Origin of the sequence: Actinomyces succiniciruminis, from assembly GCF_900002405.1 — a bacterium.
Taxonomy (GTDB): domain Bacteria; phylum Actinomycetota; class Actinomycetes; order Actinomycetales; family Actinomycetaceae; genus Actinomyces; species Actinomyces succiniciruminis.
Genome location: NZ_LK995461.1, coordinates 5,361 through 30,598 on the forward strand (window position 1 = coordinate 5,361; position 25,238 = coordinate 30,598).

Annotated in this window: 19 protein-coding genes and 1 pseudogene; 12 read left to right on the top strand and 8 right to left on the bottom strand. The window is 69.4% G+C overall.

Annotated elements, in window-relative coordinates; all coding sequences use genetic code 11:
• Together BN1056_RS14490 and ptsP are read right to left on the bottom strand one after the other, a co-directional pair.
• Nucleotides 1-167 (bottom strand): annotated as a pseudogene (locus BN1056_RS14490) (acyl-CoA thioesterase); the annotation flags it as partial.
• Nucleotides 164-1,861 (bottom strand): phosphoenolpyruvate--protein phosphotransferase, encoded by a 1,698-nt coding sequence (gene ptsP, locus BN1056_RS00305; protein ID WP_210578266.1) that lies wholly within the window; start codon nt 1,859-1,861, stop codon nt 164-166. The pseudogene BN1056_RS14490 and the gene ptsP, both read right to left, overlap by 4 nt.
• Before the next feature lie 186 nt (nt 1,862-2,047).
• Here ptsP and BN1056_RS00310 point away from each other — a divergent pair, with 186 nt between their 5' ends.
• Nucleotides 2,048-2,278: a PTS sugar transporter subunit IIB gene (locus tag BN1056_RS00310; protein WP_073328637.1), complete on the top strand. Its 231-nt coding sequence runs from the start codon at nt 2,048-2,050 to the stop codon at nt 2,276-2,278.
• Between the two features lie 300 nt (nt 2,279-2,578).
• Nucleotides 2,579-4,735: a 4-alpha-glucanotransferase gene (malQ, locus tag BN1056_RS00315; RefSeq protein WP_210578179.1), complete on the top strand. Its 2,157-nt coding sequence runs from the start codon at nt 2,579-2,581 to the stop codon at nt 4,733-4,735.
• Between the two features lie 92 nt (nt 4,736-4,827).
• Here malQ and BN1056_RS00320 read toward each other — a convergent pair whose 3' ends face one another.
• Nucleotides 4,828-5,376 (bottom strand): PTS sugar transporter subunit IIA, encoded by a 549-nt coding sequence (locus BN1056_RS00320; RefSeq protein ID WP_210578180.1) that lies wholly within the window; start codon nt 5,374-5,376, stop codon nt 4,828-4,830.
• A 279-nt stretch (nt 5,377-5,655) separates the two neighbouring features.
• Between BN1056_RS00320 and BN1056_RS00325 the strand changes: the two genes are divergently transcribed.
• Entirely contained in the window at nt 5,656-6,990 is a 1,335-nt protein-coding gene (locus BN1056_RS00325; RefSeq protein WP_210578181.1) for a PTS transporter subunit EIIC, read from the top strand.
• A gap of 128 nt (nt 6,991-7,118) precedes the next feature.
• Here BN1056_RS00325 and pepN read toward each other — a convergent pair whose 3' ends face one another.
• Nucleotides 7,119-9,710: an aminopeptidase N gene (gene pepN / locus BN1056_RS00330; RefSeq protein WP_210578182.1), complete on the bottom strand. Its 2,592-nt coding sequence runs from the start codon at nt 9,708-9,710 to the stop codon at nt 7,119-7,121.
• A 423-nt stretch (nt 9,711-10,133) separates the two neighbouring features.
• On the opposite strand from pepN, the gene BN1056_RS00335 reads away from it, so the two are divergent.
• The 7 genes from BN1056_RS00335 to BN1056_RS00365 all read left to right on the top strand — a co-directional run bounded on the left by BN1056_RS00335 (nt 10,134) and on the right by BN1056_RS00365 (nt 18,224).
• On the top strand, nt 10,134-11,459 hold the full coding sequence (locus BN1056_RS00335; RefSeq protein ID WP_073328661.1) for an MFS transporter: 1,326 nt from the start codon (nt 10,134-10,136) through the stop codon (nt 11,457-11,459).
• A 163-nt stretch (nt 11,460-11,622) separates the two neighbouring features.
• Nucleotides 11,623-12,480 carry a DeoR/GlpR family DNA-binding transcription regulator gene (locus BN1056_RS00340; protein ID WP_210578183.1) on the top strand — a complete coding sequence of 286 codons (858 nt, stop codon included), beginning with the start codon at nt 11,623-11,625 and terminating at the stop codon, nt 12,478-12,480.
• Entirely contained in the window at nt 12,477-13,544 is a 1,068-nt protein-coding gene (locus tag BN1056_RS00345) for an alcohol dehydrogenase catalytic domain-containing protein (RefSeq protein WP_210578185.1), read from the top strand. The genes BN1056_RS00340 and BN1056_RS00345 overlap by 4 nt, the downstream gene beginning before the upstream one ends.
• Before the next feature lie 144 nt (nt 13,545-13,688).
• Nucleotides 13,689-14,516 carry a class I fructose-bisphosphate aldolase gene (locus BN1056_RS00350; RefSeq protein ID WP_210578187.1) on the top strand — a complete coding sequence of 276 codons (828 nt, stop codon included), beginning with the start codon at nt 13,689-13,691 and terminating at the stop codon, nt 14,514-14,516.
• 46 nt (nt 14,517-14,562) lie between these two features.
• Entirely contained in the window at nt 14,563-16,020 is a 1,458-nt protein-coding gene (locus BN1056_RS00355; RefSeq protein WP_210578189.1) for a xylulokinase, read from the top strand.
• Between the two features lie 51 nt (nt 16,021-16,071).
• Complete coding sequence (locus tag BN1056_RS00360) at nt 16,072-17,076, top strand: 2-hydroxyacid dehydrogenase (protein WP_210578191.1); 1,005 nt, start codon at nt 16,072-16,074, stop codon at nt 17,074-17,076.
• Between the two features lie 44 nt (nt 17,077-17,120).
• Complete coding sequence (locus BN1056_RS00365) at nt 17,121-18,224, top strand: glycerate kinase (protein WP_210578193.1); 1,104 nt, start codon at nt 17,121-17,123, stop codon at nt 18,222-18,224.
• A gap of 137 nt (nt 18,225-18,361) precedes the next feature.
• Here BN1056_RS00365 and BN1056_RS00370 read toward each other — a convergent pair whose 3' ends face one another.
• From BN1056_RS00370 to BN1056_RS00380, 3 genes are all read right to left on the bottom strand, one after another.
• The gene (locus BN1056_RS00370) at nt 18,362-19,447 is read right to left on the bottom strand and encodes an LCP family protein (RefSeq protein WP_210578267.1); all 1,086 of its coding nucleotides are present in this window, start codon (nt 19,445-19,447) and stop codon (nt 18,362-18,364) included.
• 23 nt (nt 19,448-19,470) lie between these two features.
• The gene (locus BN1056_RS00375; RefSeq protein ID WP_210578194.1) at nt 19,471-20,433 is read right to left on the bottom strand and encodes a hypothetical protein; all 963 of its coding nucleotides are present in this window, start codon (nt 20,431-20,433) and stop codon (nt 19,471-19,473) included.
• 501 nt (nt 20,434-20,934) lie between these two features.
• Nucleotides 20,935-23,061: a M13 family metallopeptidase gene (locus BN1056_RS00380; protein WP_210578195.1), complete on the bottom strand. Its 2,127-nt coding sequence runs from the start codon at nt 23,059-23,061 to the stop codon at nt 20,935-20,937.
• An 86-nt stretch (nt 23,062-23,147) separates the two neighbouring features.
• On the opposite strand from BN1056_RS00380, the gene BN1056_RS00385 reads away from it, so the two are divergent.
• Entirely contained in the window at nt 23,148-23,612 is a 465-nt protein-coding gene (locus BN1056_RS00385) for a ribose-5-phosphate isomerase (protein ID WP_108968147.1), read from the top strand.
• A gap of 44 nt (nt 23,613-23,656) precedes the next feature.
• Nucleotides 23,657-24,631 (top strand): Fpg/Nei family DNA glycosylase, encoded by a 975-nt coding sequence (locus tag BN1056_RS00390; protein ID WP_210578196.1) that lies wholly within the window; start codon nt 23,657-23,659, stop codon nt 24,629-24,631.
• Between the two features lie 13 nt (nt 24,632-24,644).
• Here BN1056_RS00390 and BN1056_RS00395 read toward each other — a convergent pair whose 3' ends face one another.
• A complete protein-coding gene (locus BN1056_RS00395) occupies nt 24,645-25,223 on the bottom strand; it encodes a prolipoprotein diacylglyceryl transferase (protein ID WP_210578197.1) in 579 nt (192 codons plus the stop codon).
• Nucleotides 25,224-25,238: the final 15 nt, after the last annotated feature.

A 25,238-nucleotide genomic window follows, 5' to 3' on the forward strand; every position in this document is an offset into this window, starting at 1 on the left:
GCAACTACCTGCCCGCCGTAGATGCGCCCGGAGATCTGGGGAAGCGAAGAACCCGTGAACGCCTCCGTCCCGTCCCCCGCGCCGACCACCTCCTCAAGAGCGAGGATCCGTGTGACGGACCCGAGCGGTTCGGTGGTGGCGGGGGGAACGGGATACGGATGCGTCAAAGACCGAGCTCCTCCAGGATGGGCAGTTCGGCGCGCACCGCCTGCCGGGCCTCCTCGGCGGTCGCCGAGCTGGTCGCGATGCCGGCAAGCCGTTGGCACTCGGCCAGATCCACCGACTTCAGCACGGCGTCGACGTCGGGCAAGGCACGGGCGGTCATGGACAGGCTGGCAACGCCCAGGCCCACCAGCACCGTCGCCAGTGCCGGGTCGGCGGCGGCCTCACCGCACACGCCCACCGGGCGCCCGTGCGGGGCGGCGCCGTCGCAGGCCTGCTTGATCAGGCGCAGCACGGCCGGCTGCCAGGCGGTGGAGAGGTCCGCCAGCGAGGACAGCAGCCGGTCGGCGGCCATCACGTACTGGGTCAGGTCGTTGGTGCCGATGGAGCCGAAGTCGGCGTACTCGAACATCTTGTCCGCCATGATCGCCGCCGACGGCACCTCGATCATCATGCCGGCCGTCTGCAGGCCGTAGGAGTGGGCCTTCTCGGTGAAGGCCTTGGCCTCCTCCGCCGTGGAGATCATGGGGGCCATCACCCATACCTTGGCGTTGGTCTCGGCCTCGGCCTTGGCCAGGGCCTCCAGCTGATGGTCCAGCACCTCCGGGTCGCGGCGGGTGGTGCGGTAGGCGCGCACGCCCAGGGCCGGGTTGGCCTCGGTGGCGTCGGTGAGGAAGGGCAGTGGCTTGTCGGCGCCGGCGTCCAGCGTGCGCACCACCACCTTCTTGCCGGGGAAGGCCGCCAGGACCGCCTTGTAAGCCTCGACCTGGTCGTCGACGCTGGGCTCCTCGGACTGGTCCAGGAAGCAGAACTCGGTGCGGAACAGGCCCACGCCCATGGCGTTGGCCTCTGCGGCCGAGCGGGCGGCGGCGCCGTCGCCCACGTTGGCGAGCAACTGCACCTCGTGGCCGTCCTTGGTGGCACCGTCCCCGTTGAATACGCGCACGCGGCTGGCCAGCTCGCGGGCGCGCCGCAGCTGATCCTCACTGGGGTCGACGACGATGGTGCCCTTGGTGCCGTCCACCAGGACGATGTCGCCGTCGGACAGCTGATCGGTGACGGCGGAGCCGGTGCCGACGATCGCGGGGATGCCCAGGGCGCGGGCGAGGATCGCGGTGTGGGAGGTCGGGCCGCCCTCGGAGGTCACGAAGGCGACGACCTTCTCCGGGTCCAGCAGGGCCGTGTCGGCGGGGGCGAGGTCCTCGGCTACGAGCACGAAGGGCTCGGGCAGGCGGGGAATGCCGGGCATGGGGGAGTCGGTCAGCACTGCGACGATGCGGTCGCGCACGTCCTGCACGTCGCGCGTGCGCTCGGCCATGTAGCCGCCGAGCGACTCCAACATGGAGGCGAGCGTCCCCGCCGCTTCCCACACGGCCCGCTCGGGCACCAGGCGGCGCTCGCGGATCATGGCTTGCGCCGAGGAGGTCAGGGTCGGGTCGGCGGCCATCTGTGCGGTGGTCTCCAGCAGGGTGCGGCCGTCGCCCTTGGCCTCGGCGGCGGACAGCTCGAGGCTCTTCTTCACGGTCTGTGCGGCCGCGGCAACGCGGTCACACTCCTTCTCGGTGTCACGGCTCGGATCCAGCGTGGCGATCTCGGGCTCGGAAATGCCGGGGGCCATGCGAGCGACGGGGCCGGCGATGAGCCCAGGGCTCACGCCAATACCGGCTAGAGAGTTGGGGTTTGCGGCGGACGGGGCCATGCGGTTCTCCTCAACGGCGATGGAGATGAGTGTCACGGCTCATTGTGCACCGACTCGGGCGCTTGGGGAACGATTTTGCCATCGGATGAATGACGATTGACAGATAAGCGGGCCCCGCGCCCGTCCCCTGAGTGCCCCGAACTGCGATAAAGTGACGGCGAGCACGAGGAACCCCGAGGAGCACGCATGAGTACTGCAGCTGAGATCGTCGCCGGCCTGGGTGGGCGCGAGAACATTTCCGACCTGGAGCCCTGCATCACCCGTCTGCGGGTGGAGGTGGTTGACCAGGACAAGGTCGACGAGGAGGCTCTGCGCGCCACCGGCGCCTTCGGCGTGGTCCGCTCTGGCCGCGTGGTGCAGGTGGTTGTCGGCCCGACCGCGGACACCCTCGCACAGGAGATCGCCGAACTCGACTGATTCGGTTGGTCGGCCGCCGCTTCCTTCCCGGCGGCCGACCCGCTCGGCCGCCGGAACCCGCCCAACGCCAGCAGTGGGCGGGGGCTGAGAAGGAGCCCGGCTCGCCGTCGTCGGCGTGGGCGACTGGCGTTGGCGCGGATCGTGTGAAACGCTTGCTGCAAGAGATGTTCCCGCCTGCCGGGCCGACCGCGCGGTCGCATCGGTGCAGCCGGCGGACCATCCCTTGAAACCACCTTCCCGCGCCCCATGCAACCGGGGACGCCCTCGCGCGCACGCGCGACCGAGCACGAGGCAACCGCCATGACCGACTCCAACGCCGCATCCGACATCCCCGACGAGCGCCTGAAGCAGCTTGCCGAGGCCCACGGGGTCTCCACCGAGTACTGGGACTATCACGGCAACCTCGCCGCACCCTCCCGCACCACCCTGGTCGCCGTCCTGGCTGCCCTGGGCGTCAAGGCGGGCGACCCGCAGGAGGTCGAGGAGTCCCTGCGTGAGGTTGATATCGCCCCCTGGCGGCGCACCCTTCCCCCCACTGTGGTGGTGCGGGTCGGCACGCAGTCGACCATCCCCGTGCACCTGCCCGACGGCGCTCACGTCCGGGTGCACATCAAGCTGGAGGAGGGCGACACCCTGCAGCTGCTGCAGGCCGACGACTGGACCGCTCCCCGCGAGGTCGATGGTGTGCTCACCGGCCAGGCCTCCTTCGTCATCCCCGACGATCTGCCGCTGGGTTGGCACACGATCATCGCCGACGTCGACGCCGGCCCGGACGGCGGCAGCTCCTCGGCGAGTGCCGCGTTGGCCGTCACCCCCGACCACCTCGACCTGCCCTCCTCCTTGGGAGGCCGCGGCTGGGGCGTCATGGCCCAGCTGTACTCCATACGCTCCCACGGCTCCTGGGGCATCGGCGACGCCGATGATCTCACCGAGCTGGTCGGCTTCCTGGGTGACGAGGGCGCCGACTTCCTGCTCATCAACCCGATGCACGCCGCCGAGCCCGTCGGCGAGATGACGCCCTCGCCCTATCTGCCGGTCACCCGCCGCTTCGTCAACCCCATCTACATCCGGCCCGAGAACATCCTGGAGGTCTCGCGCCTGTCCGGGCCGCGCCGCTCCTTGGTGCAGTGGGCGCATGAGGAGGTGGCCGAGGCCAACCTCAGCGCCGACGCCATCGACCGCGACACCGCCTGGAAGGCCAAGCGTGAGGCCCTGGAGGTCATCTTCGCCGCCGGCCGCTCCCGCTCCCGTCAGCGCGACTTCGAGCGCTTCCGCGACGCCCAGGGCGTGGGGCTGGAGCGCTTCGCCCTGTGGTGCGCGCTGATGGAGAAGTACGGCAGCTTCGCGGACTGGCCCGACAACCTCAAGGACGCCTCCAGCGCCTTCGTCGCGAACGAGGCCCGCACGCTGGCGGACCGCATCGACTTCTACGCCTGGCTGCAGTGGATCGTCGATGAGCAGCTGGGCCGGGCCCAGGCCCAGGCCAAGGCCTCCGGCATGAGCCTGGGACTGATGGACGACCTTGCTGTCGGCGTGCACCCGCAGGGTGCGGACGTGTGGGCCGAGCCGGACGCCTTCGCTTCCGGCGTCGGGGTTGGCGCCCCGCCGGACATGTACAACCAGCTGGGCCAGAACTGGTCCCAGCCGCCGTGGGACCCGAACCGGTTGGCGGAGACCGCCTATGCCCCGCTGCGGGAGATGGTCGGCACGGTGCTGCGGCACGCGGGGGCACTGCGCATCGACCACGTGATCGGCCTGTTCCGCCTGTGGTGGATTCCCGACGGCCTGCGCGCCGATCAGGGCGCCTACGTGCGCTATGACCACGAGGCGATGATCGGCGTCGTCCTGTTGGAGGCGCACCGTGCCGGCGCCGTCATCATTGGCGAGGACCTGGGCACCGTGGAGCCGTGGGCCCGCGAGTACCTGGCCAGCCGCGGCGTGCTGGGTACCTCCGTGCTCTGGTTCGAGAAGGACGAGGACGACTGGCCGCTGGAGCCGGGCGCCTATCGGCACCTGGCCCTGTCCACCGTGAACACCCACGACCTGCCGCCCACCGCCGGCTATCTGGCCGACGAGCACGTGACGCTGCGCGAGCGGCTCGGGCTGCTCACCGAGTCCGTCGAGCAGGTGCGCACCGAGGCCCGCATCGAGCGTGAGCGCATGCTGACGCGCCTGCGCGAGCACAACCTGCTGGGGGACAATCCCTCCGAACGTGAGACCGTGGAGGCGCTGTACCGCTATGTGGTGCGCACCCCCTCGGCGCTGGTCGGCGTGTCACTGGTAGACGGTGTCGGCGAGCGCCGCGCCCAGAACCAGCCCGGCACCGACAAGGAGTACCCGAACTGGAAGATGCCGCTGGCGGACGGGTCGGGTGAAGTGGTGCTGATGGAGGACTTGCCGGAAAACGTGCGCCTGGCCAGCCTGCTGGGGGCCGTGCGCGACGAGTTCAACCACTGACGCATTGAGGTCGGCCGACGCTAACGCCGAGACCGGTCGATATGGCGGCGGTTTCGGCTGGCAACCGGCGGCGGTCGCGCGGCCGTGGCCCCTCAGGCCCAGGTGAACAGGGGCATGCCGGCCTCCACGTGTCCGCCCGCGGCACCGGTGGTGACCTGCGCGCCCTCGGCCTGGAGGGCGATGACCGGCACGATCGGGTTGCGGCCACCGGCCTCGACGGCGGCCGGGCACCAGGTGACCACGGGGTCGCCGACGGCGACGGCGTCGCCCTCGGCGACGTGCAGCGTGAAGCCGGCGCCTTCGAGCTGAACCGTGTCCAGCCCCAGGTGCACCAGGACACTGCGTCCCGCAGTGCCGGTCACGATGAAGGCGTGGGGGTGAATCTTGGCGACCGTCCCGGCGACGGGGGCGAGTGCGCTGACCTCGCCTCCGCCCGCGCGGTCGGGGTCGATCGCCACTCCGGGACCGAGCATGCCGGTGGCGAAGACCGGGTCGGGAACATCGCCGACGGCGATCACGCGCCCGGCCAGGGGCGAGCGGACGACGGCGCTCTCCGCGTCCTCGGCGCCTGCGGCGAAGGTGCCTGCCGCATCGCCGTCCGATCCGGTCGGGATACCAACGCCGCTCGAAGCCTGAAACATGTGTGTCCTCCTTGGTTTGCCGCATGTCGGCCGTGACGGTGCGGGCCGGTCGACGGCGTGCATGGCGCCGGCGCCCAGTCGCCTGGAAGTGACCGGCGCTCCCGGCCATGGTAGCGGCAGGGCCACACGCCCCGTCCTTGACAATCAGTGGCGCTGGGCTTGCACTGGAAGCGCCGGTCCGAACGTGTTCAAGGATGAGCCTCCAGGCCGGCGATCACACGAGGTGTCCAATTGGTGCGGCACCGGTGCCGCACCCTCACATAACTGGAGGGATTGATCGTGTCTGACAAGAAGAACTCGGGTGAAGCCCTCATAGTCGCTCAGCGCCTGGGGCGTTCGCTCATGCTGCCCATCGCCACGCTTCCCGCCGCCGGCTTGCTGCTCCGGCTCGGCCAGGCGGACATGCTCGGCGCCGACGGGCTGGCCGCGCACGTGGCCTGGATGCAGCCCGTGGCAGATGTGCTGGCTGCCGCCGGCAACGCCGTCTTCGACAATCTGGCCCTGATTTTCGCGGTCGGCGTGGCCATCGGCTTCGCGAGGAAGTCGGATGGCTCCACCGCCATTGCGGGCCTGTTCGGCTACCTGGTGCTCCAGGGCGTGTTCGGCGCACTGGCACCCTACTGGGGCGCGGGCGGCGAGACGCCGGCGGAGAACACCATTAACTACGGCGTGCTCGGCGGCATCGTCATCGGCATCGTGGCGGCCAGGCTGTGGCAGCGGTACTACCGCATCAAACTGCCCGACTGGCTTGCCTTCTTCGGCGGTCGCCGCTTCGTCCCGATCATCACCTCGGTGGCCGCGATCGGCGTCGCCCTGGTCATGGGCGCCCTGTATCCCGCCTTCAACTGGCTCATCAACGAGCAACTGGGCGGCTGGCTGATGACGGCCGGAACGGAGGGAGGCGTTGCCGCAGCCCTGGCGGCCTTCGTGTTCGGCACCGTCAACCGGCTGCTCATCCCCTTCGGCCTGCACCACCTGCTCAACTCCATCCCATGGTTCCAGCTGGGGAGCTGCACCAATGCGGCGGGCGAGACCCTCCACGGCGACCTGACCTGCTTCTTCTCCGGCGTAGACGGCACAAACGCCTGGACCGGCTCCTTCATGACCGGATTCTTCCCGATCATGATGTTCGCCCTGCCCGGCGCGGCCCTGGCGATTTGGCGCAGCGCCCTGCCCGCCAAGCGGAAGGCCACCGGTGCACTGATGATCTCCGTGGCCCTGACCGCCTTTGTCACCGGCATCACCGAGCCGCTGGAGTACGCCTTCGCCTATGTCGCCTTCCCGCTGTACGCGGTCCACGCTGTGCTCACCGGCACCTGCCTGGCGGTGGTCAACGCCCTCGGGATCAAGGACGGCTTCGCGTTCTCGGCGGGCGGCATCGACTACCTGCTCAACTTCGGCAAGTCCGCCGAGCTGTCCGGCGGAGTATTCCAGGGCCCGATCCTCCTGATCCTCGTGGGCCTGGTTTATTTCACCATCTACTACTTCCTGTTCCGCTTCCTGATTGCCCGGTTCGGCTTCAAGACCCCCGGCCGCGAGGCGGACGACGCCGACGCCTTTGCGGCCGCCCAGGACGCCGCGGCGAAGAACTCCGGTAAGTCCGCGGCCCGTTGACCGGTGCGCGTTGCAGCCCACGTGTTCCGGGAAATCCGCTCCCCAGAGCCGTAGAGGGGCCGAGGGCGTGGAACCCGAGTCTCCGGATTCCACGCCCTCGGCGGCACGCGCGATTGGGCCGGTGAGTATCAGTCCTCGGCGGGGCGGGCGCAGGCCTGCACGCTCATCACGCGGCGCGTGTCGTCCAGGTTCTCGCTGACGATGCGGCGGAAGGCCGCGGGCGCATCCGCGTGGGCGGCCAGCCAGCTCTCCAGCGCCGCGGCCGGGGCGACGTCGGGCAGTCCCACCGTGGCGGACGACCACAGGCGCTCCAGCAGGTTCTCGGCCATGTGGAAGGTGCGAGAGTTCCAGATGCCGTCGGCCTCCTTGACGTACTCGGAGACGTAGGGGGCCAGCAGCTCGGGGTTGCGCTCCACCATGTTGAAGCCGGCGAGCATCTTCACCTGCGTCTCATTGGGCAGGCCGGCGTTGTCCACCAGCTCGCGCCAGGCGGCGGCCTTCGCCTCCGCGGTGGGGACGGCGGCGCGTGCCTGGGCGGCGCGCTCGCGGCCCGTGGTGGTGCGGTCGCGCGCCTCCTCGGCGGCGATCTCCGCCTCGCCACACCGGCCGGCGGCGACCAGCCCCACCAGCAGCTCCCAGCGCAGGTCCTGATCCACAACCAGGCCCGGCAGGGTGGCGGATCCGTCCAGCCAGGCGGCGACGACGTCGAGCTGGGGGGCGGTGACGGCGTGGGCGGCGACGGCGCGCACCAGCTGCAGCTGGGTGTCGCTGCCAGCCTCGGCCGCACGCGCCAGGTCCAGCAGCGTATCGGTAGTCGATGCGGCCGCATCCCGACGCGTGGCCGGGGGCAGATAGGCCGACAGGCAGGTCGCCACCCGCGCCAGCAGCCCCTGCACCACGCTCGAATGCGTCTCGGTGCGCAGCGCGCGCAGTGCGGCAGCCAGGAAGTCGGTGGCCGGCAGCTCGCCGTCGCGCACCATGTCCCAGGCGCTGGCCACCAGCACCGAACGCGGCAGTGAGGCGGTGAAGGCGTCCACGTGCGCCAACCCGGTGGCGAGCGAGGCGGCGTCCAGGCGCACCTTGGCGTAGGTGAGATCGTCGTCGTTCAGCAGCAGGACGTCGGGGCGGACGGTGCCGACCAGCTCGGGCACCTCGGTGCGCGCGCCGGCGACGTCGAGCTCAATGCGGCCGGTGCGCTCAAGGGTGGCCGGGGTCTGGGCGCCGAGCGTGTAGGCGCCCAGCACCGCCCGGTGGGGGCGCAGCGACGCGGGGGAGGCCGCCGGGATCTCCTGCACGATCGCCGCGGAGGTGATCACGCCGTCGGCGTTCGTGTTCAGCTCCAGGCGCAGCGTGGTCACGCCCGCCTCCTGCAGCCACACGCGGGTCCAGGCGGACAGGTCGCGGCCGGAGACCTGCTCCAGTTCACCGAGCAGGTCGGCCAGGGTGGCGTTGGCGTAGGCGTGGGCGGCCAGGTAGTTCTTGATGCCGGCGAAGAAGGACTCGCGTCCCACATAGGCCACCAGCGCGGACAGCACGGAGGCGCCCTTGGCGTAGGTGATGCCGTCGAAGTTGACCTCCACATCGTGCAGGTCGTTGATGTCCGCGGCGATCGGGTGGGTGGAGGAGAGCTGGTCCTGGTTGTAGGCCCAGTTCTTCTCCAGTACCTGGAAGGTGGTCCAGGCATCGGTCCAGCGGGTGGTCTCGGCAACGGCGAGCGTGGAGCAGTACTCGGCGAAGGACTCGTTCAGCCACAGGTCGTCCCACCACTTCATGGTGACCAGGTCCCCGAACCACATGTGTGCCAGCTCGTGGAGGATGGTCTCGGCGCGGCGCTCGACGCGTGCCTGCACGGGGCGGGAACGGAAGATGTAGTCGTCGCGGTGGGTGACGATGCCGGCGTTCTCCATGGCGCCGGCGTTGAACTCGGGCACGAAGGCCTGGTCGTACTTGGTGAAGGCGTACGGGGTTCCGAACAGCTCCTCGTAGTAGGCGAAGCCGTTCTTGGTGATCGACAGGATCTCCTCGGAGTCCATGAACTCCGCCAGGCTCTTGCGGCAGTACACGCCCAGGGGGACGGTGCGGCCATCGGCGGCCGTGTAGACGTCGGTGGCCCCCACATAGGGGCCGGCCACGATCGCCGTGATGTAGGAGCTGATGCGCTCGCAGGGCTCGAAGGCGAAGGTGTGCGTGCCTGCGGCGGCCGGCGTGGGCGCGGGGGTGGGGGAGTTGGACAGCACCGTCCAGTTCTCGGGCACGGTGACGGTGAAGCGGAAGGTGGCCTTCAGGTCGGGCTGCTCGAACACGGTGTACATGCGACGGGCGTCGGGCACCTCGAACTGCGTGTACAGGTAGGTCTCGCCGTCGGCCGGGTCGGTGAAGCGGTGCAGGCCCTCGCCGGTGTGCATGTAGGCGCAGTCGGCAACCACGGTCAGTTCATTGTCCGCGCGCAGGTCCGCCAGCGCGATGCGGGAGTCGGCGAACACCCGCTCCGGGTCCAGGGCGGTGCCGTTGAGCGTCACCGCGTGGACGGTCGGGGCGATCAGGTCGATGAAGGTGGAGGCTCCCGGGGTGGCGGTGAAGCGGACCGTCGTAGTGGAGCGGAAGGTGGCGTTGGCGGGATCCGCGGCGCCGGACAGATCCAGGACGACGTCGTAGCTGTCGGTGGAGACGATGGCGGCGCGTGCCGCCGCCTCCTCGCGGGTGAGGTTCTGACCGGGCACAAAAGCTCCTTATATCCAGATGGGCGATGAGACGGCCGGTCGCCCGCAGGGGCGACCGGTGCGGCGGCCAGTGTCTCACCGCAGCGGTGGCACAGGAAACTTAGCGGGACGGCCGACGGCGGCGATGTCAGACTTGGCTGCTCCAACCCTGGCGTGTGGGCTGCGGAGCTCCGTGAGTGGGGTGCTGCGTAGCGGGCAGGTGTTGGTCATCGCGACCGTCGCACACGCGCGGAAGTGCGACTAAGGTCCTAAAGGCATGCCAGATAATGATCGATTCGTTCGAAAAATCGATCGATCGAGTCGATCTGGGTTGACGTGAGTGCCTGCGTCGCACGATCATTGATCTCGCAAGAACGATCGGAACGATCGTATTGAAGTCGAAGATGATCGCATCGATCATCACTTAGATACGAGGAGGTATCCATGACGACTTCAACTGGAGTACCGGTACGCCGGTCTGGCAAGACCAACTGGCGGTGGGTGGTCGCCGTCGTCTGTGCTATCGGGCTCGCCATCAACTACATCGATCGCTCTGCGATCTCGGTGTCGCTGCCCTATATGACCAAGGACTTCCACATCACGCCCGGTGAACAGGGCCTGATCCTGTCCGCCTTCTCCTGGTCGTACGCGATCATGCAGATCCCCGCGGGCTCACTGATCGACAAGTTCGGCGAGCGCGTCATGTTCGGCGCGTCGGTGTTCGTGTGGTCGGTGTGCACCGGTGCCACCTTCCTGGTCAGTAGCTTCGCCATGCTGTTCGGGCTGAGACTCGGCCTCGGTATCGGTGAGTCGGGTGCCTACCCGGCATCTGCAAAGACCGTCTCCCGTTGGTTCCCCCAGCGGGAGCGTGCTCGCGCCACCTCCGTCTATGACTCAGGCGCGCGTATCGGCTCGGCCATCGCGACTCCTGTGATCGCCGGGATCATCGGCCTGTGGGGCTGGCGGTGGGTCTTCTTGATCGCAGGCGTGCTCGGGATCCTGTGGTCGCTCGGCTGGTGGGCGCTCTATCGCCGCCCGGAGCTTGTCGGCTCAATCGGTGAGGAGGAGATGGCGATCATCAACGAGGGGCGCGATGAGGAGGAGCGCGAAGCGGCTGCGGCCGGTACCGAGAAGGCCGTCCCGGTACTCATCCTGCTGCGCAAGCGCGCCGTGTGGGCCATGATGATCGGCTTCTTCTGCGTGAACTTCGCGGTGACCTTCTTCCTCACCTGGTTCCCCACCTACCTTGTGGACGAGCGTGGCTTCGACCTGCTCAAGCTTGGAGCCTTCGGCGCGATTCCCCCGATCTGCTCCATCATCGGCTCTTGGAGCGGTGGTCTGATCAACGACGCATTGCTCAAGCGCGGCTGGGGTGTCACCAGGGTCCGCAAGACCTGCCTGGTCGTCGGCATGCTGCTGTGTGCCGTGATCGGTGGAGCGGCCTTCGTCCCCACAGCGGGACTGGCGCTTGCGCTCATGTCCGTGTCCTACTTCGGTTCGGCCTTCACCATCGTGACCATCTGGTGCCTACCGGCTGACTTCGTCCCCGCCTCCACCGTCGGAGTGCTGGGCGGCACTCAGAACTTCTTCTCCAACATCGGCTCCGCGCTCAACCCGATCGTCATCGGCTTCCTGTATGGGGCTACCGGAGCCTTCGGCCTGCCGCTGCTGTTGTCCGGGGCGGTATCCGTCCTCGGCGCCCTGGTCTTCGCCTTCATGCTTCCCAAGGTCGAACAGATCGACTTCTCCAGGGACTTGGTCACCGTGTAAGCGCAGCAACAGACGAGTACCGGAGGCAGAAGGGCCTCGGCCCCGCAGTTGAGAGATGCGCTCCACGTGAGTCCATTGCGGCACACGACACGAACGAACGACAACGACGAAGGGAGGTGGAACGATGCGCCTAGAGACCGTCTTAAACGACCAGGGAGACACCATGGCTATCACCGTTCGCTCGAATGCGACTGCCGAGCCCCGCACCAAGGGGGATCGGCGGCGAGCCCGGCTCGTTGAAATGCTCGGCGAGGGCACGGACAAGCGCGCGTCGGTGAACGAGCTCGCCGAGGCGCTGGACGTCTCCGTAGTCACGATCCGTCGGGACTTGGCCCTACTGGAGAAGGAGGAGGTCATTTCCCGTACCTATGGGGGCGCCTCGCTGGCCCCGGGGCGGCGCGAAATGACCATGGCGCAGCGGGAGGTCTCCAACGTCGTCGAGAAGGAGGCGATCGCTCAAGTCGCGGTGTCTCTGCTGCACGACGGCGACCTGGTGATCCTCGACGCCGGCTCCACCGCGGAACGCATTGCCGCCGCCATCGACAACCGCTTTGAACTCACCGTGGTCACCAACGGGCTGCGCTGCATCAACCGGTTGGTGGGGCAGGAGCGCGTCCGCGTGCTGGTCCTGGGCGGCAATCTGCGCGGCTTCAACGAGACGATCTGCGGCGGTGACGCCGAGATGACACTCTCCCATATTTACGGGAACATCGCCTTCGTCGGCGCCGAAGCCGTTAACACCGAACGCGGTATCGCGTCTCGCACCTACGACCAGTCACGGCTGAAGTCGATGATGCTCCGGCAGGCCGCCCAGGTCTATGTCATCGCCGACTCCTCCAAGCTCGACGACACGAACGATTATCCCTACTGGTCTCCACTTCCCCATGAATGGGGACTCATCACCGACGCCAACGCCTCCTCGGAGCAGATCGATGCCCTTGAAGAGTGCGGCGCCACCACCATTCTGCTCGCCGGCGAGCAGATCCCCAAAGACTCACGTAATCCTAAGGAACAACCATGACTGTCAACACGACCGTCGACCTGAACACCGCCATGAGGAAGGCGGTACTGCACGCCCCCAACGACATGCGAATCGAGCAGGTGCCGATCCCCGAACTTGCGCCGGGGGACGTCCTGCTCAAGGTCACCGGGGCCCTTCTGTGTGGCACGGATGTGCGCATCTACACCGGCCGAAAGACCCGCAACGTGACTCTGCCCTCCACACTCGGGCACGAGTTCGCCGGGGAAGTGGTGGCCGTGAATGGCGAGCTGCCCGACGGCGTGTCCATGGGTGACCAGGTCTGTGTCTACCCGCTCGTCCCGTGCGGGACCTGCTCGGCCTGCTCCAAGGGGCACCCCAACATTTGCCGCAACCGCGTCGCCTTCGGCTACCAGCTCGACGGCGGGCTGTCCCAGTATGTGCGGGTCCCCGCCCAGGCGCGCGAGAACCTCATCCCGATCAACAACGTCTCCCCCAGGGAGGCTGCCATCGTCGAGCCCGTCTCGTGCGCCTTGAACGGCCAGAACCTGGCCAAGGTGGCCGGGGCCGACACGGTGCTGGTGGCCGGAGCGGGGCCGCTCGGCCTGATCCACATCCGCCTGGCCAAGGCGCAGGGCGTGCGCCAGGTCATCTCCGTCGAGCCCAACCAGGCCCGCCACGACATCGCCCACGCCTCCGGGGCGGACCTGGTGCTCGCGCCGTCGGACGACATCGCCGACCGCATCCGGGACTTCGCCCCCGACGGCATCGACGTGGTGATCATGGCCATCGGCCGTCCCGAGGCCATGACCCCCTACCTCGGAGTACTGGCTCCGGGAGCTCGCATCTCGGTGTTCGCCGGCTTCAACTCCGAGGCCAAGCTCGAGTTCGTCGCCAACGACATCCACTACAACGAGTACGAGATCGTGGGCGCATCCTCCTGCCGTCTGGAGAACTTCCAGCAGGTCGCCCCAATGATCAATGACGGTCGGCTGAAGGTGGCCGATCTGATCGGCACTCAGCTGCCGCTCGATCGGGCCACGGAGGCCATCGATCTGGCCGCCTCCGGTGCCGACATGCGCGTCGGCGTCGACGTCTGGGCCTAACGCCCGGCGACGCTTCTCAACCACCCCTCCGACTCGCGTTCACGACGCGAGTCCCGGCCAACGCACCCTTTTTCGACTCACTGACTCAACTTCACCCAAGTGACCCGGCGCAGGGCCAGGCCACATGACAACAAGGAGAAAACCATGTCCGTCTACTCCATCAACCCCGTCGGCACCACTCCCGCCCTGGGGCGCCAGCTGCGTATGCGCCGTCTGCTCGGCACGGACGGCCGGATGATGTCGGTGGCCCTGGACCAGGCGGTCCCGCGCGGCGTTGCACCCCGCCTGGCCGATATCAGGAACACCTTCAACCGGATCATCGAGGGCGGCCCCGACGCCTTCACCGTCTTCAAGGGGATCGCCGGCCACCTGCTGTGGAACACCGACATCACCGTCCCGCTGATCATCAAGGGATCGACCTTCTGCGTCGACTTCCACCCCACCTACGACGCCACCGTCGCGTCTGTTCACGATGCCATCCGCCTGGGCGCTGACGCCCTGGCCATCGGCATCTCCGCGGGCTCGGAGAACCAGGTCGCCATGCTGGAGATGATGTCCGCCACCACTGAGGAGGCTCACAAGTGGGGCATGCCGGTCATCTGCCACGCCTACCCCTCCGGGGAGCTGTGGGGAGACCGCAAGGGCTCCACCGAGTCCGTGGTCTACGCGGCCCGGGCCGCCGCCGAATGCGGCACCGACATCGTCAAGACCTGGTACACCGGCTCCGCCGCGGAGTTCAAGCAGGTCGTCGACGCCGTCCCCACACCCGTGGTCGCCGCCGGTGGCGCCCCCGCCCCCAAGCCCATCAACGTCCTCGAGCAGGCCGCCGCGGTGATGGAGGCCGGCGGCGTGGGCATGACCTGCGGGCGCAACATCTGGCAGGCCGAGGACCCCGCCAAGATGGTCCGGGCCCTGCGCGCGGTGGTGCACGACGGCGTCGCCCCGTCCGAGGCCGTCAAGCTGCTGGACTGACGGCGGTCGACGTCAGCCAAGACGATAGGAAGACGGAGGTTCAATGATGAGCACATTCGTCGGAATCGATTTGGGGACCTCGGCCACCAAGGCCGTCGTCGTCGACGCCGGCGGGGAGGTGATCGCGCGCGCCCGCTGCGCCCACCCGCGCTCCCGCTCCGTGCAGGGCCGCGTTGACCCCCGGGCCTGGGAGGAGTCCATCCGCGGCGCGCTGGCCGATCTGGGGACGGCCCTTGCCGGCGCCGCCGGCGTCGGTATCGACGTCCACTGCCCGGTCGCCGTTCCGTTGGATGCCGCCGGCAAGGCCTGCGGGCTGGGGGTGGTGTGGGACAACAACATCCTGCGCTACTACTTCAACCAGTATTCGGATCAGCGCTCGCCGCAGGCGTTGGCGGCTACCGGGAACCACCCCTCGCAGTCGACCTTCATGGCGTTGGCATACCCCTATCTGCGCAACCATGACACCGACGCCTTCGCGGGCATGGCCGCCTTCGGGATGGCCGGCACCTGGCTCGGCGCGCTGCTCACCGGGGAGACCGCTCTGGACCCCACGCAGGCCTCCTACTCCGGCATCTTCAACACGCTGGACCCGGCCCAGGGGTGGATCCAGGAGACGGTCGACCTGCTGGAGGTCGATCCGGGCACGCTGCCGCCGGTCAAGCACGCGGTGGAGATCCTCGGCACGGTCACCCCGGCGGCGGCCTCCGACTTCGGCCTGCCCACCGGCATCCCCGTGTCGGTCGGCTCGGCGGACACCCCGGCTGCCTCCTATGCCCTGGGGACCAGGCCCGGCACCAAGCCCTTCTTCATCATGGGCACCACTCACGTGATCAACTCCTGCCTGGCCGCTCCGGACACCCGCGCCACCGCCCTGCAGCGCTGCGGCAACCGGCCGGGCGAATGGCTGATCAACGGGGTTACCAACGGTGGGGACGCCCTGGCCACCGGTGCGCTGGTGGCCGGCTTCGGCGAGGCCGACGGCGGCGTGGCCGGCATGATCCGCACCGCCTACGACATCTCCCGCGAGGACGCGGTCACCGCCCCGTTCTTCATTCCGCATGTCATGCGGGAACGGGGGCCGCTGTGGTTCGAGGCGCCCTGTGCCCGGCTGGTGGACATCACCCGCGAGACCAGCCGCGCACAGGTGGCCCGGGGCATCGTCGACGGCGTGCTGTTGGTGGATCGCATGGTGCTCGGATCCTGCGTGCCCAAGGGCTCGGGCTCCATCTACGTCACCGGGGCCTTCGGGGCGGACGAGGCCTTCCCTCAGATGCTCGCCGACATCCTGGATGCCGAACTGGACCTGGTGGACGAGTCCTACCTGCCGGCCATCGGCGCGGCGGGCATGTGCGGTGCGACGGTCGCCGACGCGGTGCTTCCGGAGGTCGTCTCCCGGCGAGTGAGTCCCCGGCCGGACTGGGTGGCCATCAACGACGACCGCTGGGAGGCCTTCCGCGCCTCCTGGACCGACGCGACCGGACGCGAACCCCTGCCGGAGATCTGACCACTCCGACCACTCAACTCCATTTGTCATTCCCTCACGAAAGGCAGTTCCATGACCACTTCGACAAATAGTGTGGAGGCTGTGAAGCCGACCAAGTCCGTGTACGTCGCCCGGCTACTGACCGACGCCGTCACTCGCGAGCTCAACTCCCACGCCGGGCTCAGCTTCGACATCGGCCAGGAGGCGCCGCCCGCCCGGGCGGAGCTCCTGGAACGGGTGGCCGGGAAGGACGCCGCCATTGTCACGCTCACCGAGCGCATCGACGAGGAGTTCTTCACCGCCGCCGGACCGAGCCTGAAGGTGGTGGCCAACGTGGCCGTCGGCTTCGACAACATCGACCTGGACGCCGCCGCCCGTCACGGGGTCACGGTCACCAACACGCCCGGCGTCCTGGACGGCGCCACCGCCGATCACACCTTCGCCCTCATCCTGGCGCTCGGTCGGCGCATCGTCGAGGCCGACCGGTTCATCCGCGAGGGCAATGACTGGGTGTGGGGGCCGCGCATGTTCGTCGGCCTGGACATCTCCGCCGGCGCGACCCTGGGCATCATCGGCCTGGGCCGCATCGGCCGCGCGGTGGCCCGGCGTGCGCGTGCCTTCGACATGCGCGTCATCGCCACCGATGCCACCCGACCTCTGGGCAGCAGCGTCGACGGCGTAGAGATCGTCAGTCAGGAGGAGTTGCTGGCCACCGCCGACGTGGTCACCCTGCACGTGCCGCTGCTGCCCTCAACCCGACACCTGATCAACGCCGAGACGCTTGCCCTGATGAAGCCGGGCGCCTACCTGGTCAACTGTGCCCGCGGCGGCATCGTCGACGAGCAGGCGCTGATCGAGGCGATCGACTCCGGACACCTGCGCGGCGCCGCCATCGACACCTTCGAGGGCGAGCCGCGCGTCAACCCCGAACTGATCGCCCGGCCACAGGTCGTGCTCACCCCGCACACCGCCAGTGCCGGTGAGGCGACCCGCGACCGCATGTGCCGCCTCGCCGTCGACAATGTCCTCGCCGTGCTGGACGGGCGTGAGCCGCTCACCCCGGTCAAAGCGTCGTGACCGGGCGGCGGGCACCGCGTACACGAGACCGAAAGGGCAGCCCAATGAAACTGGTTCTGGCACCCGACTCCTTCAAGGAGAACATGACGGCACGCGAGGCCGCACAGGCGATGCGTCGCGGCGTCCTCGACGTGTATCCCGACGCCGAGACGGTCATGGTGCCGATGTCCGACGGCGGGGAGGGCTTCGTGGACGCGGTCACCGCCGCCTGGGGCGCCGAGCTCGTGGAGGTGTCCACCGTCGACGCCCTGGGCCGGCCCATCCGCGCCACCTACGGGCTCGACGGCGATCGCGCCGTCATGGACGTGGCCAGCTGCGCCGGCCTGGAGCTCATCGCCCCCGCCGACCGCGACGTCCTGCATTCCAACACCGCCGGTCTGGGAGTACTCATCAGGGACGCCGTGGGCCGCGGGGCGCGACGCATCATCCTGGGCATCGGCGGCTCGGCCACCAACGACGCCGGCCTGGGCATGCTCACCGCCCTCGGAGCTGGGCTGCGGGACGAACACGGAGCGCAGATCGCTCCCTACCCGGGGCGGTTTGCGCGGATCGTCGAGATCGACACCTCCGGGCTCGTCCCGCAGCTTGCCGAGACCCGCTTCCAGGTCGCCTGCGACGTGACCAACCCACTCACCGGCCCTACCGGCGCCACCGCCGTGTTCGGACCGCAGAAGGGCGTCACCTCCGAGATGGTGCCGGTTCTGGACCGTGCCCTGGCCCACGTCGCCCGGGTATCCGGCCACGGGCCGGAGGCGGACACGCCCGGGGCGGGAGCCGCAGGCGGGCTCGGCTTCGCCCTGCGGGTCTTCCTCGGCGCGGAGCTCGAGCCCGGAGTTGAGCTGGTGGCCCAGGCGGTCGGCCTCGCCGACGCCGTCGTCGGGGCGGACCTGGTGCTGACGGGGGAGGGGTCCGTGGACGCCCAGACCCTGGCGGGCAAGACGCCCGCCGGGGTCGCCCGCCTCGCCGCAGGGGCGGGCGTGCCCTGCGTCGTCTTCGCCGGGCGCATCAAGGCCGGGGCCGAAAACCTGCTCGAACACGGGGTGCGCGACTTGGTGAAGGTCGGTTCCCCCGACGAGCCCCTGGAACAGGCGTTGCGCCACGGCCCGGACAACCTGCGTCGCGCCGTCGGCGACTACCTGCGGCGTTGACCCCAGTAGTAGGTGCGGGGACAGCGACCCGTCGTCGATTTACGACCCTGGGGTCCGTTTCACGACCACCCCGGGGTCGTAAATCAGCCCCGGGGGTCGTAAAGCGGCGGTGCGTAACTTCTAGTGATCGCGGCGAGTTAGTCGGCGGGAGTGCATGCCCCCGGCGTGTATCCGTATTCCGCCAGGGTCGCATAGGTCTCGTCGGTCGGGGGCGCGGTGAAGCCGTCCCCGACCGGCCCCGCGGGGACGGTCACCAGGTTAACTCCGCCGTCCGCATCCGTCATCGCGCCGTTGCGCACGGCACGAGCCAGACGCGCCAGGTCGAGCAGCCCGGTGCCGGCATCGGTTCCGAGGTCTCCGGTCAGCGTCCAGGCGAGTGACTGCATCGCCAGGGGATTGCGGGCCCGCTCCAATATCCCTGCCAGTACGGCGTGCATGACAACGCCGGTGAAGCGGCTGCGCCGCTCGGCTCCCTCCTGTTCCGACAGCGTCACCCACCGCCCGTCGCGCAGGACCTCTGGGTGGCGCGAGCGCACCAGTGCCAGGGCATCCACGCCGCTGAGATGCTGCATGCCCGCGGCGTCGATCTGGAGCCCGGAGTAGGCGTCGCGTACCGGCTCGTCGATCTCGACGTCGATCCCGCCCAGGGCGTCGACGATGTCCGCGAACTGGGCCATATCGACCGTGACTACGTGGTCGGCGCCCACACCATAGGCGGAGCATAGGGAATCGACCGTGTACTGCGGTCCCTGCAGGAAGGACGTGGCCAGGCGCTCGTCGAACAGCTGGCCTTGTGACACGGTCAGGTCGCGCGGCAGCACCAGCACGTTCACGCCGGAGGCGGTCGTCTGCACCAGCGTGACGACGTCGGCGCGGGCTCCATCGCCCACGTCCGCTACGCCGCCGTAGCGGGCGGGCCCGTCGGGAAGGTTGGTGCGCGAGTCGGTGCCGATAATCAGCCAGGTCTCCGCGGTATCCCCCACAGCGGTGGCACTCCCGGGGTCACTGCCGGGCAGATCGACGTCGAAGCGGTCCAGGCGGGCCCACAGCAGACCGAGGTCTCCCATTCCGATGACCAGTAGTGCGGCAAGGACAGTGCAGACGGTGGCGCGCAGCGGGTGCCTGTGCCCCCATGCACGCGCCCGCGCCCACCAGGCGGAAGGCGCTTGGTGGGCGCGGGCGCGTATGCCTGCCGTAGTGGGCGAGGTCTCCGAGGAGGTCATCACCCGGGCAGACTAGTCAGCAGTCACGCGTGACGGCGGGTGCGCAGCAGCACGGCGCCGGAGGCGATCAGGCCGGCCGCGAGGATGACCGGGGCTAGGCCCTCGCCACCGGTCTTGGCCAGTTCCTTGTCGGAGGCCTTGGCCGGAACGGCGGCGACCGCAACGGTGGCGGAGGTGTTGTCCGCCGTCGTCGTGGTGGGGTCGTTCTGGGCGATCTCGGTGTCGTCGGAGCTGTCGTCGCGGGCGGAGAGGTTGTACGCACCGTTCGTGACGGTGATCAGGGAGGTGGAGTCGCCGCCCTCGCCGTAGCGGGAGCCGGTCAGTCGCATCACGTAGGTTCCGTCGGGGACGGAGGGGGCGGGGAAGGTGCCGTTGAAGTTGCCATCGGCGTCAACGGCGCCGGAGCCGATGGTGGCCACGGGGGTGGCGTCGGCAGAATCGGCGTCGGCCTGGCGGATCAGGGTGGCGGTGGCGGTCTCGCCCGGGGTCAGGCCCGAGGCCGTGATCGCGAAGGTCTGGGAGCCGGCTTCACCACTGAGCGTGTACTTGCCGGTGAAGTCGGTACCGTCCAGGATGATCTGCTCGCCGGCCGTGTCGCTCGTGTCGCCGTTGTAGGTGGTGCACTGAGCGGCCAGGTACCAGGGGTCTTCGTTGGGGTTGCCGCCTACCTCGGCGACGGCGGTGGACAGGTCCACGGTGGCGGTCCAGGTGCCGTCGGTACCGGCCTCAACCGTCACGGGCGTGGAGTAGGTGGAGCCGTTCACGTCGTTGGTGAGGGCGACGGCCACGGCGCCCGGGTTCTCCGAGTTGCCGCAGCCGGAGCCGGTCACGGTGATGGACGAGTTGGGGTCGACGACGCGGCTGTCGGGTGCGTCGAGCGTGAAGCCGGAATCGGTGGTGTAGGCGAATGCCGGAGTCGATACGACGACGCCGGCGGCAACGAGCGCGGCGGCGCCGATGGTGGTGATGGAGCGTCCGAGACGCATGGATCCTCCAGGTGGGATAGACGTGGTGCGGCGCGGGGTGGCACCGGACTGAGCTCAGCCTTCCTTGATCTCGGTTTGAAGACAAGCGCCTTTTGTGTGATCTATTTGTGATTCGGGTTTTGTGCGACATCACGTGTGTCACATCAGCCTCAAGGCTGGGACCTAGGGCCCGGCCAGTCTGGCGCTTCGCGTTTGGGCGTGTGGTTGGCCGGCGGGTGGCGGGGGCTTGCCCCTGTGGGGCTGGCACCGGCCCGTTGGACCGCCCGCGCCCCGTTGGACCTCCCGCGCCCCGTTGGACCGCTGTAACCGGCGGCTACGGCGGTCCAACGGGGGAACAGGGGTCCAACTGGAAGAGGGCGGTCCAAGTAGGGGCACCCCCGCGCCTGCGGGGGTTGGCCCGCCCCAATGCGCGGACAGCCGCCCATCTCGGGCCCGCGCCAGCGGGACCGCCCCGCCAGGCCGGCTGACTTCGCCTCACGCCGCCTCGCCCGGCCCGGCGCCTCACCAGATGCTCACGCGCTCCTCGGGCGGGAGCCACAGCGCATCGTGATCGGTGACGTTGAAGGCCTCGTAGAAGGCGTCCACGTTGCGCACAATTCCGTTGCAGCGGAACTCCGCGGGGGAGTGCGGGTCGATCGTCAGCAGCAGCTCGGCGTAGTCGTCCCGGCTCTTGTTGCGCCAAATGCGGGCCCAGGAGTAGAAGAAGCGCTCCAGGCCGGTGAGACCGTCGATCACCGGCGCCTCGGCCACCGAACCGATGCCGGCGTCGGCCAGGGCCAGCGCATAGGCCTTCAGAGCGATGCCCAAGCCGCCCAGGTCGCCGATGTTCTCCCCGATCGTGAGCTCCCCGTTGACATGGGGGACGGTGTCACCGTCCTTGCCCTCGGCCTGCGCCCGCGCCACCAGCGCCGCCGGACGGTAGGCGTCGTACTGGGCAATCAGCGCATGGGTGCGGGCCTCGAAGGCCTCCCGGTCGGCCTGGGTCCACCAGTCGGTCACCTTGCCGTGCCCGTCGAAGGTGGAGCCCTGGTCGTCGAAGCCATGGCCGATCTCGTGACCGATCACGGCGCCGATGCCGGCGTAGTTGATGGCGTCGTCGGCGTCCGGGTCGAAGAAGGGCGGCTGCAGGATCGCCGCCGGGAAGACGATCTCATTCATGGTCGGGTTGTAGTAGGCGTTGACCGTCTGCGGGGTCATGTGCCATTCGTCCCGGTCCACCGGGCCGCCCAGTTTGCGCAGGGCGCGGGCCAGCTCGAAGGCCTCAACCGAGCGCACCGAGCCGACGACGTCGCCGGGCGTGACCGTGACGGCGGCGTAGTCGCGCCACTTGCTCGGGTAGCCGATCTTCGGCGTGAACAGGGACAGCTTCTCCAGGGCGCGCTCGCGCGTGGCCGGGCTCATCCAGTCCAGGGCGGAGATCGACTGGCGGTAGGCCTCGATCAGGCGGGCGACCAGCTGCTCCATGCGCGCCTTGTGGGCGGGCGGGAAGTGCCGGGCCACGTACAGCTCGCCCAGCGCCTCCCCCAACGTTCCCTCGATCAGACCCACTCCGCGCTTCCAGCGGGCCCGCAGCTCGTCCACGCCCTGCAGCCTGTGGGAGTAGAAGTCGAAGTTCTCCTCCACGAAGTCCTTCGACAGCAGGGTGGCGCGGCCGTGCACCACATGCCAGGCCGCCCAGGCGCGCAGGTCCGCCAGCGGCGTGTCCTGCCACACCTGCGCCAGGTGCGCCAGGTAGTCGGGCTGCTCGACGATCGTGTGCCCCAGCAGGGTCCCCAACGGCGCACCCGCGGCCGCGACGGCCTCGGCCACGCCCTCGCGCCAGACCCGCCAGGGGAAGGCGGGTGCGGAAGCCGCCAGGTCATCCCAGGTCGTGGGGTTGTTGATCTTCTCAATGTCGCGGCAGGCCACCACATCCCAGTGCCCCTTGGCCAACGCCGTCTCCAACGCCATGATGCGCCCGGCGAGCGCGTCCGCGCCGGCCCCCAACTGCTCCGGCAGACCCGCCAGCTCCAGCATGCGCGCCACGTGGGCTACGTACGCCTGGCGGATCTCGGCGCGGTTCTCCTCCCGGTAGTAGGACTCGTCCGGCAGGCCCAAGCCCGACTGAGCCATCCAGGTGGTGTAGCGGTCCGGGTCGTTCAGGTCGACCTCGACGTCGATGGCTACCGGCCCGACAAAACCTGCGGCCAGGTGCGCGCCCAGGGCACGGGCAAGCGCCTCCTTGTCCGCCGCCGCAAGGACCGGTTCCAGCTCGGGTGCCAACGGGCCGGCACCGAGCTGCTCGACGTGCTCCTCATCGAGGAAGGCGGCGTACAGGGCGCCGAGCTTGCCCGCGGAGGTGGTGGGAACGTCGTCGTGCGGGGCGTCCGCCAACTCCTGGAGAATGTCGCGGCAGGCGGCCTCGGCGGCGTCGCGCAGCACCAGGAAGGAGCCGGTGGCCGGGCGGTCGGCGGGGATCCGCGTGTTGCTCAGCCAGCTCCCGTTGACGTGGCGGTACAGGTCGTCCTGCGGCCGCACGGAGGCGTCGGCGGCGGCGATCTCGTACACGCCCGCCAGTACGGCGGCGTCGGAGTCGGCGGGCGCCGTCGGGGCGTCGGCGCTGGCGGGGGAAGCAGTCGGTTCAGTCATGGCGCAACGCTAGCCCGCGGTTGCACATCCGCCCGTATTCGCTAGCTGAGGGCGTCGGAGCTGTTCGCGTGGGGCACAATCTCCTTATGCGCATTCACATCGGTACCGACCACGCCGGATTCGAGCTCAAGGGCATTCTCGTGGACCACTGGCGACAGGCCGGACACGAGGTCGTCGACCACGGCTGCTACGTCTACGACCGCATGGACGACTACCCGGAGTTCTGCATCGCCTGCGCCGAGGCGGTGGTGGCCGACCCGGGCAGCCTGGGCGTGGTACTCGGCGGCTCCGGCAATGGCGAGCAGATCGCCGCCAACCTCGTCGACGGCGTGCGCGCCGCGCTCGTGTGGAACGAGGAGGTCGCGCGGCTCGCCCGTCAGCACAACGACGCCAATGTGGCCGGGCTGGGCGCCCGCATGCACAGCACCGACGAGGCGGTGCGGATCCTGGACGCCTTCATCGCCGAGCCCTTCAGCGGCGACCAGCGCCACCAGAACCGTATCGACCAGATGGCCGCCTACGAGGCGCGCCGCAGCCATCCCCAGGATTGAGACCAACCGCTGCGGCGCCTTAACCAGCGTGTAGCGTTCCCGGTATGCCCGAAGGTCACACCGTCCACCGCCTCGCCGACGCCCTCACCGAGTTGTACGGCGGCCAGCGCCTGGAGGTGTCCTCGCCGCAGGGGCGCTTCGCCGCCGGAGCCGCCCGCCTGAACGGGCAGATACTCCTGGGCGCGCAGGCGCACGGCAAGCAGTTGTTCCTGCCCTTCGCCCCGGCTCCCGACCTGCCCCAGGACGCCCCGGACGTGACCTGGGTGCGCATCCATCTGGGCCTGTACGGCTCGTGGACCTTCGCCGGCGACAGCTCCTTCACCGCGCCCCATTCCATTGGCGCGCCCCGCCGCAGAGTGGGGGAGCGGGGCGAGCACGCCCTCGCCCACGGCGGCGGTTCCGCGTTGTCCGGCCTAGACGGGCGGGAGCCGGCTCCCGCCGCGTCCGGACAGTGGACCCCGCCCGAGCCACGCGGTGCCGTCCGGCTGCGGCTCGCCGGGGAGCATGGGGTGGCGGACCTGACCGGCCCGACCGCCTGCGAGTTGCTGGATGCCGACGGCGTGGCCGCGGTGCGCCGTCGCCTGGGGCCGGACCCGCTGCGCCCGGATGCCGACCCCAAGGACTTCATCACCGGTGTTCGCCGCCGCAAGCGCACCATCGGCGAGTTACTCATGGATCAATCGATTCTGGCCGGGGTTGGCAATATCTACCGCGCCGAGGTCCTGTTCCGGGTGGGGCTGTCCCCATTCCGACAGGGCAAGCGGATCAGCGCCAAGCGGCTGCAGGAGATTTGGGACGACCTGGTGCCGCTCATGGAATACGGGGTCGCCACAGGTTTCATCACCACGGTCGACGCCGCGGAGGCGCCCGAGCCGTTACCCGAGGGCGACGCGGAGGCCGGGCGCTGGTACGTCTACCACCGCGCGCTGCGGCCCTGCCTGCGCTGCGGCACTCGCATCGCCGAGCGGGAGGTTGGCGGGCGGCGCCTGTTCTGGTGCCCCACCTGCCAGGCCTACTGACCGTGACTGACCGTTACTGCTGTCCGTCCGCCTTGCGGTGTGGCAGCAGCGCGATGATGAGCAGCGCGACGCCGATTCCTGCCAGCAGCACAATCAGCGCGGTGACCGGATCGACTTCCACGCCCACGGCGACGGCGAGCAACAGCCCGCCCAGCACCAGCAGAATCAGTCCCCACACCAGGGTGCTGGCCCGCACGCCCCGCGGGGCGGCCGGGGCCGAGGCGGTGTTCGCGCCGTTCTTCTGCTGCGCGTCGGCGCCCTGGTTGGGCGTGCCCTTGCGCGGCGCGCTCCAGACATCGCGCTCCGGGGTGAGCGGCGGCAGGTCGTGAGGCGGCCGCGCGGCGGGGGACTCGGGCGGTTTACCGGCCGGCAGCTGCCAGGTGGTCGCCGGGTCGGGCGAGTCCGGCGCCGTCAGGGGCAGCGGGGCGGTAGGGGGCTCGTCGGGGGTGGTGGCGTCCAGCTTGCGGGTCGACTCCTCCGGGCTCGCGTCCGGGGCGACGCCGGACTCGTTACGCCCAGCGTCGGTGGTGTCCGCGACCTCCGCGGGCCGGTCATCCGGGTCTGTGGTGATCTCACTCGTGTTCTCGTTCATGGTCTTCTCCTTAAA

What these genes read in the sequence shown, in the direction of transcription:
- ptsP (WP_210578266.1), bottom strand. Translation starts at nt 1,861, where the DNA reads ATGGCCCCGTCCGCCGCAAACCCCAACTCTCTAGCCGGTATTGGCGTG.
- BN1056_RS00310 (WP_073328637.1), top strand. Translation starts at nt 2,048, where the DNA reads ATGAGTACTGCAGCTGAGATCGTCGCCGGCCTGGGTGGGCGCGAGAAC.
- malQ (WP_210578179.1), top strand. Translation starts at nt 2,579, where the DNA reads ATGACCGACTCCAACGCCGCATCCGACATCCCCGACGAGCGCCTGAAG.
- BN1056_RS00320 (WP_210578180.1), bottom strand. Translation starts at nt 5,376, where the DNA reads ATGTTTCAGGCTTCGAGCGGCGTTGGTATCCCGACCGGATCGGACGGC.
- BN1056_RS00335 (WP_073328661.1), top strand. Translation starts at nt 10,134, where the DNA reads ATGACGACTTCAACTGGAGTACCGGTACGCCGGTCTGGCAAGACCAAC.
- BN1056_RS00340 (WP_210578183.1), top strand. Translation starts at nt 11,623, where the DNA reads ATGGCTATCACCGTTCGCTCGAATGCGACTGCCGAGCCCCGCACCAAG.
- BN1056_RS00345 (WP_210578185.1), top strand. Translation starts at nt 12,477, where the DNA reads ATGACTGTCAACACGACCGTCGACCTGAACACCGCCATGAGGAAGGCG.
- BN1056_RS00350 (WP_210578187.1), top strand. Translation starts at nt 13,689, where the DNA reads ATGTCCGTCTACTCCATCAACCCCGTCGGCACCACTCCCGCCCTGGGG.
- BN1056_RS00355 (WP_210578189.1), top strand. Translation starts at nt 14,563, where the DNA reads ATGAGCACATTCGTCGGAATCGATTTGGGGACCTCGGCCACCAAGGCC.
- BN1056_RS00360 (WP_210578191.1), top strand. Translation starts at nt 16,072, where the DNA reads ATGACCACTTCGACAAATAGTGTGGAGGCTGTGAAGCCGACCAAGTCC.
- BN1056_RS00365 (WP_210578193.1), top strand. Translation starts at nt 17,121, where the DNA reads ATGAAACTGGTTCTGGCACCCGACTCCTTCAAGGAGAACATGACGGCA.
- BN1056_RS00370 (WP_210578267.1), bottom strand. Translation starts at nt 19,447, where the DNA reads ATGACCTCCTCGGAGACCTCGCCCACTACGGCAGGCATACGCGCCCGC.
- BN1056_RS00375 (WP_210578194.1), bottom strand. Translation starts at nt 20,433, where the DNA reads ATGCGTCTCGGACGCTCCATCACCACCATCGGCGCCGCCGCGCTCGTT.
- BN1056_RS00380 (WP_210578195.1), bottom strand. Translation starts at nt 23,061, where the DNA reads ATGACTGAACCGACTGCTTCCCCCGCCAGCGCCGACGCCCCGACGGCG.
- BN1056_RS00385 (WP_108968147.1), top strand. Translation starts at nt 23,148, where the DNA reads ATGCGCATTCACATCGGTACCGACCACGCCGGATTCGAGCTCAAGGGC.
- BN1056_RS00390 (WP_210578196.1), top strand. Translation starts at nt 23,657, where the DNA reads ATGCCCGAAGGTCACACCGTCCACCGCCTCGCCGACGCCCTCACCGAG.
- BN1056_RS00395 (WP_210578197.1), bottom strand. Translation starts at nt 25,223, where the DNA reads ATGAACGAGAACACGAGTGAGATCACCACAGACCCGGATGACCGGCCC.